This window comes from Paractinoplanes rhizophilus (genome assembly GCF_042664765.1).
Taxonomy (GTDB): Bacteria; Actinomycetota; Actinomycetes; order Mycobacteriales; family Micromonosporaceae; genus Actinoplanes; species Actinoplanes rhizophilus.
The window spans coordinates 1-15,188 of the sequence record NZ_JBHTBJ010000039.1; the positions used below are offsets into that span (position 1 = coordinate 1).

At 68.6% G+C, this 15,188-nt stretch carries 11 protein-coding genes and 1 rRNA gene; 8 read left to right on the forward strand and 4 right to left on the reverse strand.

What is annotated here, in order from left to right:
• Positions 1-2: 2 nt before the first annotated feature.
• Positions 3-119 (forward strand): 5S ribosomal RNA (gene rrf, locus ACFQS1_RS33195).
• Between the two features lie 72 nt (positions 120-191).
• Here the strand turns inward: rrf and ACFQS1_RS33200 are convergent.
• From ACFQS1_RS33200 to ACFQS1_RS33215, 4 genes are all read right to left on the reverse strand, one after another.
• Positions 192-323 carry a hypothetical protein gene (locus tag ACFQS1_RS33200; protein ID WP_378975960.1) on the reverse strand — a complete coding sequence of 44 codons (132 nt, stop codon included), beginning with the start codon at positions 321-323 and terminating at the stop codon, positions 192-194.
• Positions 320-823 (reverse strand): hypothetical protein, encoded by a 504-nt coding sequence (locus ACFQS1_RS33205; RefSeq protein ID WP_378975961.1) that lies wholly within the window; start codon positions 821-823, stop codon positions 320-322. Before ACFQS1_RS33205 ends, ACFQS1_RS33200 begins: the two co-directional genes overlap by 4 nt.
• Before the next feature lie 78 nt (positions 824-901).
• Positions 902-1,810 carry a siderophore-interacting protein gene (locus tag ACFQS1_RS33210; protein WP_378975962.1) on the reverse strand — a complete coding sequence of 303 codons (909 nt, stop codon included), beginning with the start codon at positions 1,808-1,810 and terminating at the stop codon, positions 902-904.
• A 40-nt stretch (positions 1,811-1,850) separates the two neighbouring features.
• A complete protein-coding gene (locus tag ACFQS1_RS33215) occupies positions 1,851-2,165 on the reverse strand; it encodes a protealysin inhibitor emfourin (RefSeq protein ID WP_378975963.1) in 315 nt (104 codons plus the stop codon).
• 379 nt (positions 2,166-2,544) lie between these two features.
• On the opposite strand from ACFQS1_RS33215, the gene ACFQS1_RS33220 reads away from it, so the two are divergent.
• The 7 genes from ACFQS1_RS33220 to yicI all read left to right on the forward strand — a co-directional run bounded on the left by ACFQS1_RS33220 (position 2,545) and on the right by yicI (position 15,155).
• Positions 2,545-5,472 (forward strand): glycoside hydrolase family 3 protein, encoded by a 2,928-nt coding sequence (locus ACFQS1_RS33220; protein ID WP_378975964.1) that lies wholly within the window; start codon positions 2,545-2,547, stop codon positions 5,470-5,472.
• Positions 5,473-5,546: 74 nt separating this feature from the next.
• The gene (locus tag ACFQS1_RS33225) at positions 5,547-8,330 is read left to right on the forward strand and encodes a beta-galactosidase (protein ID WP_378975965.1); all 2,784 of its coding nucleotides are present in this window, start codon (positions 5,547-5,549) and stop codon (positions 8,328-8,330) included.
• A gap of 71 nt (positions 8,331-8,401) precedes the next feature.
• Positions 8,402-9,412: a LacI family DNA-binding transcriptional regulator gene (locus ACFQS1_RS33230; protein ID WP_378975966.1), complete on the forward strand. Its 1,011-nt coding sequence runs from the start codon at positions 8,402-8,404 to the stop codon at positions 9,410-9,412.
• Between the two features lie 179 nt (positions 9,413-9,591).
• Positions 9,592-10,905: an ABC transporter substrate-binding protein gene (locus ACFQS1_RS33235; protein WP_378975967.1), complete on the forward strand. Its 1,314-nt coding sequence runs from the start codon at positions 9,592-9,594 to the stop codon at positions 10,903-10,905.
• A gap of 190 nt (positions 10,906-11,095) precedes the next feature.
• Positions 11,096-12,001, forward strand: coding sequence for a carbohydrate ABC transporter permease (locus ACFQS1_RS33240; RefSeq protein WP_378975968.1), 906 nt, complete (start codon positions 11,096-11,098; stop codon positions 11,999-12,001).
• Position 12,002: 1 nt separating this feature from the next.
• Entirely contained in the window at positions 12,003-12,887 is an 885-nt protein-coding gene (locus tag ACFQS1_RS33245; protein WP_378975969.1) for a carbohydrate ABC transporter permease, read from the forward strand.
• A gap of 33 nt (positions 12,888-12,920) precedes the next feature.
• Positions 12,921-15,155 carry an alpha-xylosidase gene (yicI, locus tag ACFQS1_RS33250; protein WP_378975970.1) on the forward strand — a complete coding sequence of 745 codons (2,235 nt, stop codon included), beginning with the start codon at positions 12,921-12,923 and terminating at the stop codon, positions 15,153-15,155.
• Positions 15,156-15,188 lie beyond the last annotated feature (33 nt).

The window sequence follows — 15,188 nt, forward strand, 5'->3', positions numbered from 1 at the left end:
GTTTCGGTGGTCATAGCGGAGGGGAAACGCCCGGTCTCATTCCGAACCCGGAAGCTAAGCCCTCCAGCGCCGATGGTACTGCACTCGGGAGGGTGTGGGAGAGTAGGACACCGCCGGACTCAACGTGGAAAAAGCCCGCCCTGGGAAACCAGGGCGGGCTTTTCGCATTTAAAAGAGCGTATTTGAAGCAGTCAGCGTTCGCGTACGCCGGTGACGTTGTGCATGGTCACGACAGTGCCGAGCATTTCATCGCAATCGTCGACGATCCGGTGGGCGTGGCAGATCACGTCAACGGTCACCCCGTCCGGCCGCTTGATCGTCATTTCGGTGCGAGCACCGCCACCGCCAAACGAAGGCGGGGAGGGCAGCAACGAAGGCAGGGAGGGCAGCATCGATCGCAGCGGGATCTTCGAGCTTTCCCGCTCCCGCTCACGCTCGAACACCCCATACCGGCCCACGCCGGCTCCGCGGAGACGCCGTGCATTTCGCGGGCCGCCCGGTTGAGGACCGAGACGTGGCCGGAAGGGTCGGCCATGGCGATGCCGACGTCCACCGTGTCCAGCACCGTCGCCATGAATCTCTTGCGGCGCTTCGACTCGCTGCGCGGCCGGTCGGCGCCGTCGAAGCCGACCGTGGCGGGCTGGCACTGCCGGTTCTCGTCGATGATGTTGAGGGCGGCGGTGGGCACCTCGGCGACGGCGGCCGCGACCCGTACCACGGCTTCGAGCTCGTAGTCGGCGGGGGCGTCGAGCAGCCGGTACTCGTGCAGGACGGCCAGCCGGGCGCCTTCGTCAAGGTTGCGATCGAGCAGACTGATGGACATGACCTTCTATCGGCCGCAAATGACTGACTCTTAGCAGAAGCCGCAGATCCGGGTGAGCGGGCCGGACGGACAAGCGTCCTAACTGTCCTCCGCGCGCCCCAGCCGCCAGTAGCCCATGAACGCCACCGACCGCCGGTCCACACCGCACTCCGCGACCAGGTGCCGGCGCAGCGTCTTGATCACCGCGGCCTCGCCGGCGAGCCAGGCATAGAAGCGGCTCACGTCGGTCACCGGCTCCGGCACCTCCCACAGGATGTCGCTGTCGACGTCGATGTCCTCCAGGTCGGTCTGCCCCGCCGGCGAGGCGTCACCGAGCAGGCGCCGGGTCGCGGCGCGCATCGCCGGGACGAGCCGGTCACCGTGGGCGGCGCCGTCGCGGGGGAGCCAGGTGACGCGTACGCCATCGGGCTTCTCCAGATCCAGCTCGTCGGCCGCCGTCGGCACCTCGAGCAGTGCCTCACCCACGGTGCCGGCCGGTAGGCACGCCAGAATCGACGAGATCGCCGGAACCGCCGTCTCGTCGCCGCCGAGCAGGATGCACTCGGTCTGTGTCGGCGGACGGAAGTCGATGCCGCCGTGCGGGCCGTCATGATCCGCGTTCGGCCCCATCAGGCAGGCGGTCGAGCCGGGCCCGGCGTCGGCCGCCCAGCGCGACGCCGGCCCGTGCACGCCGTGCAGCACCATGTCGACGTCCACCTCGCGCAGCTCCGGCCGCACCGCGCGCACTGTGTAGGTGCGAATCGGGTTTCGCCGCCGATCCGGCAGGTCCCGCCACTGCGCATACCAGTCCGGCCCGGTCGGCAAATGGTCGTGCCCGCAATCGGGCAGCGGCGGAATCACCTTGATGCGCTGATCGAAGCCGTTGTCCGCGAACCGGTCGAGATCGTCGCCGGTGAAAGTGACCCGCACGAAGCTGGGGCTCAGCCGCCGCACCTCACGGACCGTCGTGTGGAAGATCCTGTACGGCAGGGTCACCGTCCGCCTCACCCGAGCCCTCCCTCAGCGTCGTAGGTATGGCTAACCTAACCTACGGTCCCGCGCCGGGCGAGTAGTGGGTCAGAAATTGCAGCAGCGGCCGCAGCTCCGCCGGAATGTCCGGATCGCTCACCGTCCCGTGCCACGTCTTGCCCCCGCGCTCCACCGTCAGCTCGTAATGCATGAGGTCAGCCCCGCGAGGCCGCGCTTCCGCCCGTTGCCCCAGCCGCGACAGATCGGTCCTCTCCACCAACTGCACGAACCGCACCGCATCGGCCGGCGCCATCGTCGCCGAATCCGCCCACACATGCGAGGTCAACCCCGCAAACCCTCCGGACCGCCGCAATTCCGCCCGAACCCGCTCCATCAACCCAACCCCACATTCATCAAACCCATGACATGTACGCGTAGAGAATGCTCCTCAACTTCACCACGCGACGAGACTGCATGGCCGGGCCAAGTGCCGCGCCCGCCGGGCTGACCCGTCGTGCCACCCAGACGCCGCCCGCACCGCTCGCGCCGGCTGCTGGGCCGACGCCGCGGGCACGCACCCAGCGCCATCGATGTTTCGACGCGATTTCGCGGAGACTGTGGACACGGGATTAGCGGCCATCTATCGTGGGCGATACCGTCCAATCGAAGCGCTTCGACGAATGCAGACAGCACCGGCCTGCCGGCGCCGCTATCGCGCTGAGCAGGTATTTCGCCGTGTCGACAAATAGATCCTTCGATGAGGAGAATCGCCCATGCGAAGGCGTTTCTTACCGGTTCTGGCGGCTGCCCTGCTGCTGGCACCGGCCATTCCGGGCGCCGCGCACGCGGACCCCGCCTACCCGTTCCGTGATCCACACCTGAGCCTGCAGACCCGGGTGGACGACCTGATCGGCCGGCTCACGCTGGACGAGAAGATCTCGTTGCTGCACCAGTACCAGCCGGCCATCCCGCGGCTGGGCATCAACCTCTTCAAGGCCGGCACCGAGGCCCTGCACGGGGTCGCCTGGTCGAACGACGTGGACAACGGCGGCGCGGTCGTCCAGGCCGACGGCACCAGTTTCGCCCAGCCGGTGGGCCTGGCCAGCACCTGGGACACCGACCTCATCGAGCGGGTCGGCGGCGCGGTCGGCGACGAGGCCCGCGGCTTCCACGCCAAGAACCCCCGCGTCTTCGGCCTCAACCTCTGGGCCCCCGTGGTCAACCTGCTGCGCGACCCGCGCTGGGGCCGCAACGAGGAGGGCTACTCCGAGGATCCGCTGCTCACCGGCGCGATCTCCACCGCGTACGGGGACGGGCTGCAGGGCGGCGATCCCGACCACCTCAAGACCGCGCCGACGCTGAAGCACTACCTGGCCTACAACAACGAGGCCGGCCGCGACGTGACCTCGTCGAACGTGCCGAACCGGGTGCTCAACGAGTACGACCGCGCCGCCTTCCAGCCCGCCCTCGAAGCGAACGCCGCCACCGGCGTGATGGCCTCCTACAACCTGGTCAACGGCCGGCCGGCCACGGTGGACCCGGACCTCGCCACGCTCGAGCGCTCCTGGAGCAAGTATCCGCTGTTCAACGTCTCCGACGCGTACGCGCCGTACAACCTGACCGGCTCGCAGCACTACTTCGCGACGCAGGCCGAGGCGAACGCCGCCGTGATCAAGGCCGGCCTGAACGCGTTCACCGTGGATGACGCGAACGGCGTGCCGACCGTCACTGCCATCAAGCAGGCGCTCGACCAGGGGCTACTCACCGAGCACGACATCGACGTGGCCGCCGGGCAGGCGCTGAGCATCCGCTTCCGGCTGGGCGAGTTCGATCCCGGCGGCGGCAAGTACGGCCGGATCGGGCCCGAGGTCATCGACAGCCCGGCCCACCGCAAGCTGGCCCGGGACACCGCCGACGCGGCGATGGTGCTGCTGAAGAACGAGAACGACGCGCTGCCGCTCAAGCCGGGCGGGAAGGTCGCGGTGGTCGGCCCACTGGCCGACACCCTTTACAGCGACTGGTACGGCGGGAAGCTGCCCTACCAGGTGACGGCCGTCGACGGCATCAAGGAGCACGCGAGGCAGGTCGTGAGCTCGACCGGCTCGGACCGGATCGCGCTCAAGGACGTGGCGACCGGCAAGTACCTCACCGCGACCGGCACCACTGACGCCGACGCCGTCACGGTCAGCGGGGACTCGGCGACGGATGCCGCGCAGTTCGACGCGGACGACTGGGGCCAGGACGTGCTGACCCTCAAGAACGTCGCGAACGGCAAGTACCTCGGCTACAACTGGGGACCGTTCATCACCCGGGACGACCAGCCCAACGGCTGGTACGTGCAACAGCAGTTCAAGCTGGAGCCGCAGGCGGACGGCACGGTCGCGATCCGGTACGCCGGCTACGAGACCACCGAGAGCTGGTTCGGCCCGAACCGGTACCTGACCGTCGACGCGGACGGCAAGCTCGCGCTGGGCTCGCCGGACGCCGCGGGCGCCGCCAAGTTCCGCAAGGAGGTGCTGCGCAGCGGCATCGACGAGGCCGTCGCCGCGGCGAAAACCGCCGACACCGCGGTGCTCGTGGTGGGCTCGCAGCCGTTCATCAACGGCCGGGAGGCGCACGACCGCACCACGATGGCGCTCGGCGCGGGCCAGGAGGCCCTGGTCAAGGCGGTCCGGGCGGTCAACCCGCGGACGATCGTCGTGCTGCAGACCAGCTACCCCGACACGATCACCTGGGAGCAGCAGCACGTGCCGGGCATCGTGTGGACCACCCACGCGGGCGCCGAGACCGGTCACGCGATCGCCGACGTGCTCTACGGCGACTACAACCCGGCCGGGCGGCTGACCCAGACCTGGTACCGGTCGGACAGCCAGCTGCCGGCCGACCTGCTCGACTACGACATCATCAAGTCGCAGCAGACGTACCTGTACAGCAAGCAGACCCCGCTCTACCCGTTCGGATACGGCCTGTCGTACACGTCCTTCAAGTACGGCAAGCCCACCGTCGGCCACGGCAAGGTCACCTTCACCGTGACCAACACCGGCAAGCGCGACGGCGACGAGGTGGTGCAGCTCTACACGCACCAGCGCACCTCGCGGGACAAGACGGCGGTCAAGCAGCTGCGCTCCTTCGACCGGGTGCACCTGCGGGCCGGCCAGACCAAGACCGTGTCGCTGAGGCTGACCGCGGACGATCTCAAGCGCTGGGACGTCACCCGCAGCAGGTGGGTGGTCGAGTCCTCGGTCTACGACATCCTGATCGGCGCCTCGTCCTCCGACATCCGCCGGCGCACCACCTGGCACGTCCGCGGCGAGACGATTCCGGCCCGGGATCTGGCGCGCGTCACGCGGGCGGAGAATTTCGACGCGTACGCCCCGGCGGTCAAGCTCGTCGACGAGTCCAAGGCGACGGGTACGGCGGTGGGATCGTCCGCGGCCGGCGACTGGATCGTCTTCAAGGACGCCGCCCTGCGCAACGGCCGGACCTTCACGGCCCGGACGTCGGCTCCGGCCGCGACGACGATCGAGGTACGCCTCGACTCGCCCACCGGCAAACTGATCGGCACCGCGCCGGTGGCCGCGACCGGTGACGTCTACCAGTACGCCACCGCGACCGCGAATCTGGCGAAGGCGAGCGGGCGCCACGACGTCTATCTCGTCTTCGGCGGCGCGCTGCGCGTGTCCACATTCTCCATTCGGTGAGAGGGGAACCCGCCCGCCGGCCTGGTCAGCCGGCGGGCGGGTCGCCGATCCTTGCGTCCTCGAAGGGGATCCGCATGAAGCTTCGCCGTGTCCTGCTCGCCCTGGTCCTGGCGGTCGCCGGCCTCACCGTGCTCGGCGGCCCCTCGGCGGCGGCGCCCCGGCACCGCGTCACCTACGACAAGTACTCGCTGATGGTCGACGGGCAGCGCCTGCTCCTGCAGTCGGCGGAGTTCCACTACTTCCGGCTGCCCAGCCCCGGCCTCTGGCGGGACATCCTGGAGAAGGAGAAGGCGGCCGGCTTCAACGCCATCTCGGTCTACTTCTCGTGGGCGTTCCACTCGCCCGCCCCCGGCGAATACGACTTCACCGGCGTCCGCGACGTCGACCGCCTCCTGCGCACCGCCGAGGAGGTCGGCCTGTACGTGGTGGCCCGGCCAGGCCCGTACATCAACGCCGAGACCAGCGGCGGCGGCTTCCCCGCCTGGCTCAAGACCGTGCCGGGCCGCGCGCGCAGCAGCGACGCCGGATACACCGCCGCGTACCACGAATGGCTCGCCCACATCAATCCGATCCTGGCGCGCCATCAGGTCACCCGCGGCGGCTCGGTGCTGCTCTACAACGTCGAGAACGAGTACGCGGTGAACACCGACCCGGCGTACATGCAGGATTTGCAGGACACCGCCCGGGCCGACGGCATCGACGTGCCGATCACCACGAACAACTGCTGCGACGCCGAGTCGTGGTCGTCCACCTGGGGATCGGGGCCGGGCGCGGTGCAGATCCCGGGCGTCGACGACTACCCGCAGTCGTTCGAGTGCCAGGACGCCGGCACCACGTGGGGCCCCTGGGGCGCGGGCGTCACCGAGAAGGTCCGCGACGACGCGCCGGTCTTCGCGGCGGAGTATCAGGCCGGCGCGATCGACCTGAACAACGCCGGGTACGAGGCGTGCCGCAAGTTGACCGGAGTGTCGTACACCAAGTTCTTCCAGAAGGGGAACATGGTGCTCAGTGGGGCCACCGCGTTCAGCTACTACATGGGCTTCGGCGGCACCAACTGGGGCTGGCTCGGACAGCCCAACGATGTCTACACCTCCTACGACTACGGCGCGGCCATCACCGAGGCGCGGCAACTGACCGCGAAGTACGCCGAGTACAAGCGGCAGGGCTACTTCCTGCGCGCCGTCCCGCCGCTGACCAAGACCGACACGTCGGCCGCCCCGGCGGTCGCCGGCCTGGAAACCGCCGCCCGCACCAACCCCGACACCGGCACGCAGTTCCTGTTGCTGCGCAACGCCGCCACCACCGAAACGACGTCCACGTTGGACTGGAACGGCCACACCTTCCCGGTGACGCTGCCCGGGCATGACGCCAAGGTGCTCGTGAGCAACCTCGACCTGGGCGGGCAGCGGCTCGTGGCGTCCACATCGGAGCTTTACACGACCGCACAACCGGGCGACCGGGACGTCGCGATCCTCTACGGCGCCGACGGCACGCCGGGCGCGACGGTGCTGCGCTACGCGTCTCCACCCAAGATCAAGGTCCTCACGGGTACGGTCTCGGCCTCCTATGCCGGCGGCGAGCTGCGCCTGGACTACACCCACCACGGGCTGGCCCGGGTGCTGATCAGCGGTGCGGGACACCGGCCGCTGCTGCTGATGCTGGGCACCGACGACACCGCAGCCTCGTTCTGGAACGTCGACGGGGTGCTGGTGCGGGGCACGTCGCTCGTCCGCTCGGCGAGCCAGGTGCACGGCACGGTGGCGCTGCGGGCCGACACCGCGAAAGCCGGGCCGGTCGAGGTTTTCGCGAACGCGCGAAAGTTGACGGTCAACGGAATGCCGGTGCCCACCCGTACCGGAAGAAGCAGCTCTCTCGAAGGCACCCTGCCCGGCCCTCGCGGGGTGGAATTGCCGGCCCTGGCCGGCTGGAAGCAGCGGGCCGAGGCGCCCGAGGCGAGACCCGCCTTCGACGACTCGCGGTGGACGGTGGCCGACAAGACCACCAGCCTCAGCACCTTCGCGCCGATCACCCAGCCGGTGCTGTTCAGCGACGAGTACGGCTACCACGCCGGCAGCGTCTGGTATCGCGGGCGCTTCACCGGCACCGGGGCCGAGACGACGGTGAAGCTCAACGCGATCACCGGCAAGCGCGGCGACTACCTGGTCTGGCTCAACGGCCGGTATCTGGGCAGCGCGGCCGGCGGCGTGCAGGCCGACTCGGACGCGCCGGTCAACCCGGACCCGGGGCCGGGGGAGTTCGCCGTCCCGGCCGGGCTGGTGCAGCCGGGGCGGACGGCGGTGCTTTCCGTGCTCGTGCAGAACATGGGCAACAACGACGACTGGACGGCCGAGGACAGCCGGTTCCGCCAGCCGCGCGGCCTGGTCGGGGCGTCGGTGCCGGGTGTCGCGGAAATTTCGTGGAAAATCCAGGGACAGGCGCGCGTCGATCCCGTTCGCGGCGGCCTCAACAACGGCGGCCTCTACGGCGAACGTTCCGGGTGGAGCCTGCCGGGCTACGACGACCGCTCGTGGCCGCGGGCCGGGCTTTCCGTCGGGGCGGGCGTGACCTGGCTCCGAACCGGATTCCCGGTCGACTTGCCGAAAAACCAGGACACCTCGGTCGCGCTGCGCTTCGACGGCGAGATCCCGTCCGGCTATCGCGTGCTCATCTATCTCAACGGCTGGAACCTCGGCCAGTACGGCGCGGCGATCGGCCCGCAGACCGACTTCGTCCTGCCGGCCGGTCCGCTGCGGCAGCACGGCCGCAACACCCTCGCCCTGGCGGTCATCGCCGAGCGGCCGTCGACCGTGACCACCCCGCGCCTGATCGTCGCGGGATCACAGCGCGGAGGTGCTTGATCAATTAGGCGGTTAGGATTCCTGGCGAAGGGCGCATCATGGAACGCGATCGGGTCACGTGGGGAGGGCCGATGCCGACGATCAACGACGTCGCCCGGGCAGCCGGGGTGTCGCCGAGCACGGTGTCGTACGTGCTGAGCGGCCGTCGTCCGATCTCGGCGCAGACCCGGGCCCGGGTCCAGGCGGCCATCGCCGAGCTCGGCTTCCACCCGCACGCCGGCGCCCGGGCGCTCGCGAGCAGCAAGACCAACGTGGTGGCGCTCGTGGTGCCGCTGCGGGTGGACGTCAACGTGCCGGTCATCATGCAGTTCGCGACGGCCGTGGTCACCGCGGCCCGCACGCACAACCACGACGTGCTGCTGCTGACCAAGGACGAGGGCACCAGCGGCCTCGAGCGGGTGGCGCACTCGACCATGGTCGACGCGCTCATCGTGATGGACGTGGAGAAGCACGACGTGCGCATCCCGGCGCTGCGGCGGCTCAAGCAGCCGTCGGTGCTGATCGGGCTGCCCGACGACCCGGCCGGCATCGTCTGCGTCGACCTCGACTTCGCGGCCGCCGCCAAGGAGACGCTGCGCCACCTGGCGTGGCACGGTCACCGGCGGATCGCCCTCGTGGGGCCGTCGCCGTCGGTGTACCGCCGCGGCACCTCGTACGCCGACCGGTTCCTGGCCGGGTTCACGTCGGCCTCGGCCGAGCTCGGGCTGCAGACGATGACCCATCCCTGCGAGCCGGCCCAGGACGGGGTGCGCACCTGCCTGGCCGACATCGACGCCGAGCTCGACGGCGTCACCGCGCTGGTGGTGCACAACGAGGAGGCCCTGCGCCCGCTGCTCGACCAGCTGCGGGCCGCCGGGCGGCGGGTGCCGGAGGACATCTCGGTGGTGGCGGTCTGCCCCCGCGATGTCGCCCTGGCCATGCCGATCCCGCTGACGTCGGTCGACATACCGTCGCACGACGTGGGCGGGCTGGCCGTCGAGACCGTGATGAAGCTGCTCGACGGGCGGCACACCGAACCCGTACGCCTGCTGCCGCCCACCCTGGTCGAGCGCGACAGCTGCGCCGGACCGCATCCGGCCTGAACGGCCGCGCGTCCTCCGGGCGGACGTCACGATCGCCGGGCATCGATCGTTGTGAAATCTCTTCGTCACACCGTTGACATCTGTGCGCGGCGAACCCTAACGTCACCGGAAAGTCCCGCGTCGAAGCGCTTCGACGACCGCGAGTCGAAGCGCTTCGACGAACCCACCCGGAGGACGGCATGTTCAGAACACGAGCCGGCGCTGTTGCCGGTGCATTCTTGCTGGCATCGTCGCTCGCGCTGACCGCATGCAGCGGTTCCGGCTCGGACGACGACGACAGCGCCAGCGACGCGAAGACCCTCACCCTCTGGCACTACGAGGGCCCGACCAGCGCCATGGGCGTCGCCTGGAACAAGGCGATCGAGCTGTTCAAGGCGTCGCACCCGGGCGTGGAGGTGAAGTTCGAGGAGAAGTCCTTCGAGCAGATCCAGCAGAACGCGCAGATGATCCTCAACTCCGACAGCGCGCCGGACATCCTGGAATACAACAAGGGCAACGCGACCGCCGGCCTGCTGTCGAAGCAGGGCCTGCTGACCGACCTGAGCGACCAGGCCACCAAGCGGGGGTGGGACAAGAAGCTGAGCGCCAGCCTGCAGACCACCGCGAAGTACGACGACGACGGCATCATGGGCTCGGGCAAGTGGTTCGGCATCCCGAACTACGGCGAGTACGTCATGGTCTATTACAACCAGGACCAGTTCAAGAAGTACAACCTGCAGGTGCCGACCACGCTGGACGAGTTCACCAAGGTGATGGACGCGTTCAAGGCCAAGGGCGTGACCCCGCTGTCGGTCGGCGGCGCCGAGTACCCGGCCCAGCAGATCTTCTACGAGCTCGCGCTGTCCAAGGCCGACCGCGCGTGGGTCGACGACTACCAGCTCTACAAGAACAAGGTCGACTTCCACGACCCGCAGCTCACCTACGGCGCGCAGACCTTCGCGGACTGGGTGAGCAAGGGCTACATCGCCAAGAACTCGGCCGGCATCAAGGCCGAGGACATGGGCGTCGCCTGGGAGCAGGGCAAGTTCCCGATGCTGATCTCGGGCAGCTGGTGGTACGGCCGGTTCGCCAGCGAGGTCAAGAACTTCCAATGGGGCTCGTTCCTCTTCCCGGGCAACAAGCTGCACCCGGGCTCGAGCGGCAACCTCTGGGTGGTGCCGGAGAAGAGCAAGGCCAAGTCCCTCGCGTACGACTTCATCGACATCACCATGCAGCCCGAGGTGCAGAACCTGCTGGGCAACAGCGGCGGCGTCCCGGTCGCGGCCGACAGCGCGTCGATCACCGACGCCAAGAACAAGGAACTGATCGACAACTTCAACAAGATCTCGTCCGAGGACGGGCTGGCCTTCTACCCGGACTGGCCGGCGCCCGGCTACTACGACGTGCTCGTGGCGGGCGTCCAGGGCCTGATCAACGGCTCGAAGACGCCCGGCGCGTTCCTCGACGAGATCGCGAAGCCGTACAACGAGAACCTCGCCGATCTCGGCAAGTGACCTTCCCGCGGGCGGCCTCGCGGCCGCCCGCGGCCACCGAGCAGCAGAGCCCTTTGCTCTGCTCACTCGGAGGAAGCGCTCCGCCGCAGTAAGCAGAGCCGCTCTGCTTCCTCGCGGTAAGCAGGGCGGCGGCGCTTCCTCACAGTAAGCAGAGCAAAGGCAAAGGCAATGGGAGAAGGGACGTAGCCCTATGGCCGGCAAGAGGGCGAGCCGGGGCGGCGGTTACGCGGTCTATCTGATCCCCGGGGTCGTCGCGTCCCTGGCGATCATCGTGGTTCCGCTCGTCATGACGGTCTACACCAGCTTCACCAAGTGGAACGGTGTGGGCGACCAGAAGTGGATCGGCGTCGACAACTACACCCGGCTGTTCCACGACACGCTGTTCTGGCAGTCGTTCGGGCACATCATCCTGCTGATCGTGGCCATGGCCGTGGTGCCGACGCTGGTGGGCCTGGTTCTCGCGGCGCTGCTGTTCGACTACATCGCCAAGAGGTTCAGCAACCGATGGGCGTCGCTGTTCCGCTCCGGGTACTACGTTCCGCAGGTCATCCCGGTCGCGGTCACCGGGATCGTGTGGGGCTGGATCCTGCACCCGGACTACGGCGCGCTCAACAAGGTCCTCGACTCGATCGGGCTGCACGGCCTGGCCAAGAACTGGCTCGGCGACCCGGACTACGCGCTCTACAGCGTCATGGCGGTCATGGTCTGGTTCCAGCTGGGCTACCCGATCGTGATGTTCATGTCCGGCCTGCAGCGGATCGACCCCGCGCTGTACGAGGCGGCGGACCTGGACGGCGCCACCTGGTGGCAGCGCTTCCGCAAGATCACCGTCTACATGATCCGGCCGGAGTTCTACGTCGTGCTGATCACCACCACGATCGCGGCGCTGAAGATCTTCGGGCAGATCTTCGTGCTCACCCGGGGCGGGCCGAGCAACGCGACGCTCGTGCCGTCGTACTTCGCGTACAAGAACTTCTTCGAGAAAGCCCAGGTGGGATACGGCTCGGCGATCTCGACCGTGCTCACCGTGATCATCATCGTGCTGGCCATCGTGTTCCTGCGGCTGCAGAACCGGGCCGAGAGGACCGGGGCCTGACATGACCGTGACCACCGCCCCGGCGCCCGCGAAGGCCGGCGACGCTCCGGTCCAGGCCGCGAAGCGCCGCAACCCGGCCCGCTTCGCGATCCTGGCCGGCCTGCTGGTGCTGCTCCTGCTGGTGATCGCGCCGCTGCTCGTGGTCGCGCTCAACGCGTTCAAGAGCCCCAGCGACTACGCCGGCAACGGCCCGCTGTCGATCCCGGCCCATCTGTACTGGGACGGCATCGTCAACTTCTGGAACCGGATCAACTTCGGACAGAAGCTCTGGAACAGCTTCATCTCCAGCATCGTCGTGGCGACGCTCGGCGTGCTGCTGAGCATCCTCAACGCGTACGCCCTGGGCATCGGCCGGGTGCGGGGCCGGGTCTGGTTCCTGGTCTTCTTCCTGGTGGCGAACCTGCTGCCGCAGGAGGCGCTGGTCTATCCGCTGTACTACCTGTCCAAGCAGGCCGGGCTCTACGACAACCTGATCTCGATCATCATCATCTTCACCGTCGTCCAGAGCGCGTTCGGGACCTACCTGCTGACTTCGGTCTACGCGGAGTTCCCGACCGAGCTGCTGGAGGCGGCCGCCATCGACGGCGCCGGGAAATGGCGGAGCCTCTGGCGCGTCGTGGTCCCGGTCAGCCGGCCCACCCTCGGCGTGCTGTTCACGTTCTTCTTCATCTGGACGTGGAACGAGTTCTTCCTGCCGCTGGTCTTCCTGGTCTCGAACGACAACCAGACCGTGCCGGTCGCGCTCGGCGTGTTGCAGGGCGACCGCCTGATGGACGCCACCACGACCAGCGCCTCGGCCCTGATCGGCATCCTGCCCGCCATGGTGTTCTTCCTGATCTTCCAGCGCACGCTCACCCGCGGCATCGCCGCCGGCGCCATCAAGTAGCCGCCGAAGGCTTCCGAAAGAGTAAGGACCTACATGAAGTTCACCGACGGCTTCTGGCTCAAGCGTGCCGGGCTGACCGTGCTGCATCCGGCACAGCTGCACGACACCGAGAACGACGGCACGACGCTGACCGCGTACGCGACCGCCAGGAAAGTCTCGAGCCGCAGCGACACGCTGGACGCCCCGATCATCACGATCCGCGCGGAAGCGCCGGCGCCGGACGTCATCCGCGTGACGATCGGGCACTTCCTCGGCGGCGTCGCCAAGGGGCCGAATTTCGCGCTGACTCAGGAGAATTTCCCGCCGACGATCGCCGAGCGGGAGATCACGTCCGGTGAGCTGACCGCGCGGTTCCGGGACGGCGAGGACTGGGGCCTCGACTTTCTGGCGAACGGGAAGAGACTGACCGGCAGCGGCTGGAAAGGCATGGGCATCGTCGACACGGCCGACGGCGCTCACTTCGTACACGAGCAATTGGATCTTGGGGTGGGGGAGGCCGTCTACGGCCTCGGCGAACGGTTCGGGCCGTTCGTGAAGAACGGGCAGAGCATCGACATCTGGAACGAGGACGGCGGCACCAGCAGCGAACAGGCCTACAAGAACGTGCCGTTCTACTTCACCAACCACGGGTACGGCGTGCTGGTCGACCATCCGGGGAAAGTATCCTTCGAGGTCGGCAGCGAGATGGTGTCCCGCACGCAGTTCAGCGTGGCCGGCCAGACCCTGTCCTACCTGGTCATCCACGGCCCGACGCCGGCCGAGATCCTGCGCAAGTACACCGCGCTGACCGGCCGCCCGGCGCTGCCGCCGCCGTGGTCGTTCGGGCTGTGGCTGAGCACCTCGTTCACCACCCCCTACGACGAGGAGACGGTCAGCCAGTTCGTCGACGGGATGGCGGCGCGCGATCTGCCGTTGAGCGTCTTCCACTTCGACACTTTCTGGATGCGCGAGTTCCACTGGTGCGACTTCGAGTGGGATCCGCGCATCTTCCCGGACCCGCCCGGCATGCTCAAGCGCCTGCACGATCGCGGCCTGCGCACCTGCCTGTGGATAAATCCGTACATCGCGCAACGTTCGGCGATGTTCGCCGAGGGCGTCGCGAACGGCTACCTGGTTCGCCGGCCGGACGGCGACGTCTGGCAGTGGGACCGGTGGCAGGCCGGCATGGCGCTGGTCGACTTCACCAACCCGGCGGCGCGCGAATGGTACGCCGGAAAGTTGCGGGCGCTGGTGGACATGGGCGTCGACGCGTTCAAGTCGGACTTCGGCGAGCGGATCCCCACCGGCGTGGTCTGGCACGACGGGTCCGACCCGGAGCGGATGCACAACTACTACACCCAGCTCTACAACCAGGTCGTCTTCGACGTGCTGCGGGAGGCCCGCGGCGAGGGGGAGGCGGTGCTGTTCGCGCGGTCGGCGACGGTCGGCGGGCAGCAGTTCCCGGTGCACTGGGGCGGGGACAACTCCGCCACGTACGAATCGATGGCGGAAAGTTTGCGCGGCGGGCTTTCGCTGATGTCGAGCGGTTTCGGTTTCTGGAGCCACGACATCGGCGGCTTCGAGGGGCGGCCGGACCCGGCCGTCTTCAAGCGGTGGATCGCGTTCGGGCTGCTCTCCTCGCACAGCCGGCTGCACGGCAACCACTCCTACCGGGTGCCGTGGCTGTTCGACGAGGAGTCGGTCGAGGTGCTGCGAAAGTTCACGCACCTCAAGTACACGCTCATGCCGTACCTGTTCGAGGCCGCCCGCCAGGCGCACGAGGAGGGACTGCCGGTCATGCGGCCGATGGTCGTCGGGTTCCCCGGCGACCCGGCCGTCACCCACCTCGACCGGCAGTACCTCCTCGGCTCCTCTCTTCTGGTCGCGCCGGTGTTCAGCGAGGCCGGAGACGTCACGTACTACGTCCCGGCCGGTCGCTGGACCCGGTTCGAGACCGGCGAGGTCGTCGAGGGGCCCGGCTGGGTCACCGAGACGCACGGGTTCGGCAGCGTGCCGCTCCTCGTGCGGCCCGGCGCGGTGCTGCCGATCGGCAACCGGGCCGACCGGCCGGACTACGACTATCGCGACGGGGTCACGCTGCGGCTCTTCGGCCCGCTTCCGGCGCGTACGACGGTCCGCGTCGGCGAATCCACCTTCACCGTGACCCGCGACGGCGCCTCGGTCCGGGTCTCCCGGGATGGCGCGGCGCTGCCGTGGCGGGTTGAGATCGTCGGCGGGGACGCGGCCGACGTGCCCGCCGACGCGTCGTCCACGACCCTCGACATCTGATATCCGACAGGCGTTGCGGGTGGTCCTGCGTGC

Excerpts from the sequence above, each read along its gene's own strand:
- ACFQS1_RS33200 (WP_378975960.1), bottom strand. The coding sequence starts at position 323 with ATGACGATCAAGCGGCCGGACGGGGTGACCGTTGACGTGATCTGCCAC.
- ACFQS1_RS33205 (WP_378975961.1), bottom strand. The coding sequence starts at position 823 with ATGTCCATCAGTCTGCTCGATCGCAACCTTGACGAAGGCGCCCGGCTG.
- ACFQS1_RS33215 (WP_378975963.1), bottom strand. The coding sequence starts at position 2,165 with ATGGAGCGGGTTCGGGCGGAATTGCGGCGGTCCGGAGGGTTTGCGGGG.
- ACFQS1_RS33220 (WP_378975964.1), top strand. The coding sequence starts at position 2,545 with ATGCGAAGGCGTTTCTTACCGGTTCTGGCGGCTGCCCTGCTGCTGGCA.
- ACFQS1_RS33225 (WP_378975965.1), top strand. The coding sequence starts at position 5,547 with ATGAAGCTTCGCCGTGTCCTGCTCGCCCTGGTCCTGGCGGTCGCCGGC.
- ACFQS1_RS33230 (WP_378975966.1), top strand. The coding sequence starts at position 8,402 with ATGCCGACGATCAACGACGTCGCCCGGGCAGCCGGGGTGTCGCCGAGC.
- ACFQS1_RS33235 (WP_378975967.1), top strand. The coding sequence starts at position 9,592 with ATGTTCAGAACACGAGCCGGCGCTGTTGCCGGTGCATTCTTGCTGGCA.
- ACFQS1_RS33240 (WP_378975968.1), top strand. The coding sequence starts at position 11,096 with ATGGCCGGCAAGAGGGCGAGCCGGGGCGGCGGTTACGCGGTCTATCTG.
- ACFQS1_RS33245 (WP_378975969.1), top strand. The coding sequence starts at position 12,003 with ATGACCGTGACCACCGCCCCGGCGCCCGCGAAGGCCGGCGACGCTCCG.
- yicI (WP_378975970.1), top strand. The coding sequence starts at position 12,921 with ATGAAGTTCACCGACGGCTTCTGGCTCAAGCGTGCCGGGCTGACCGTG.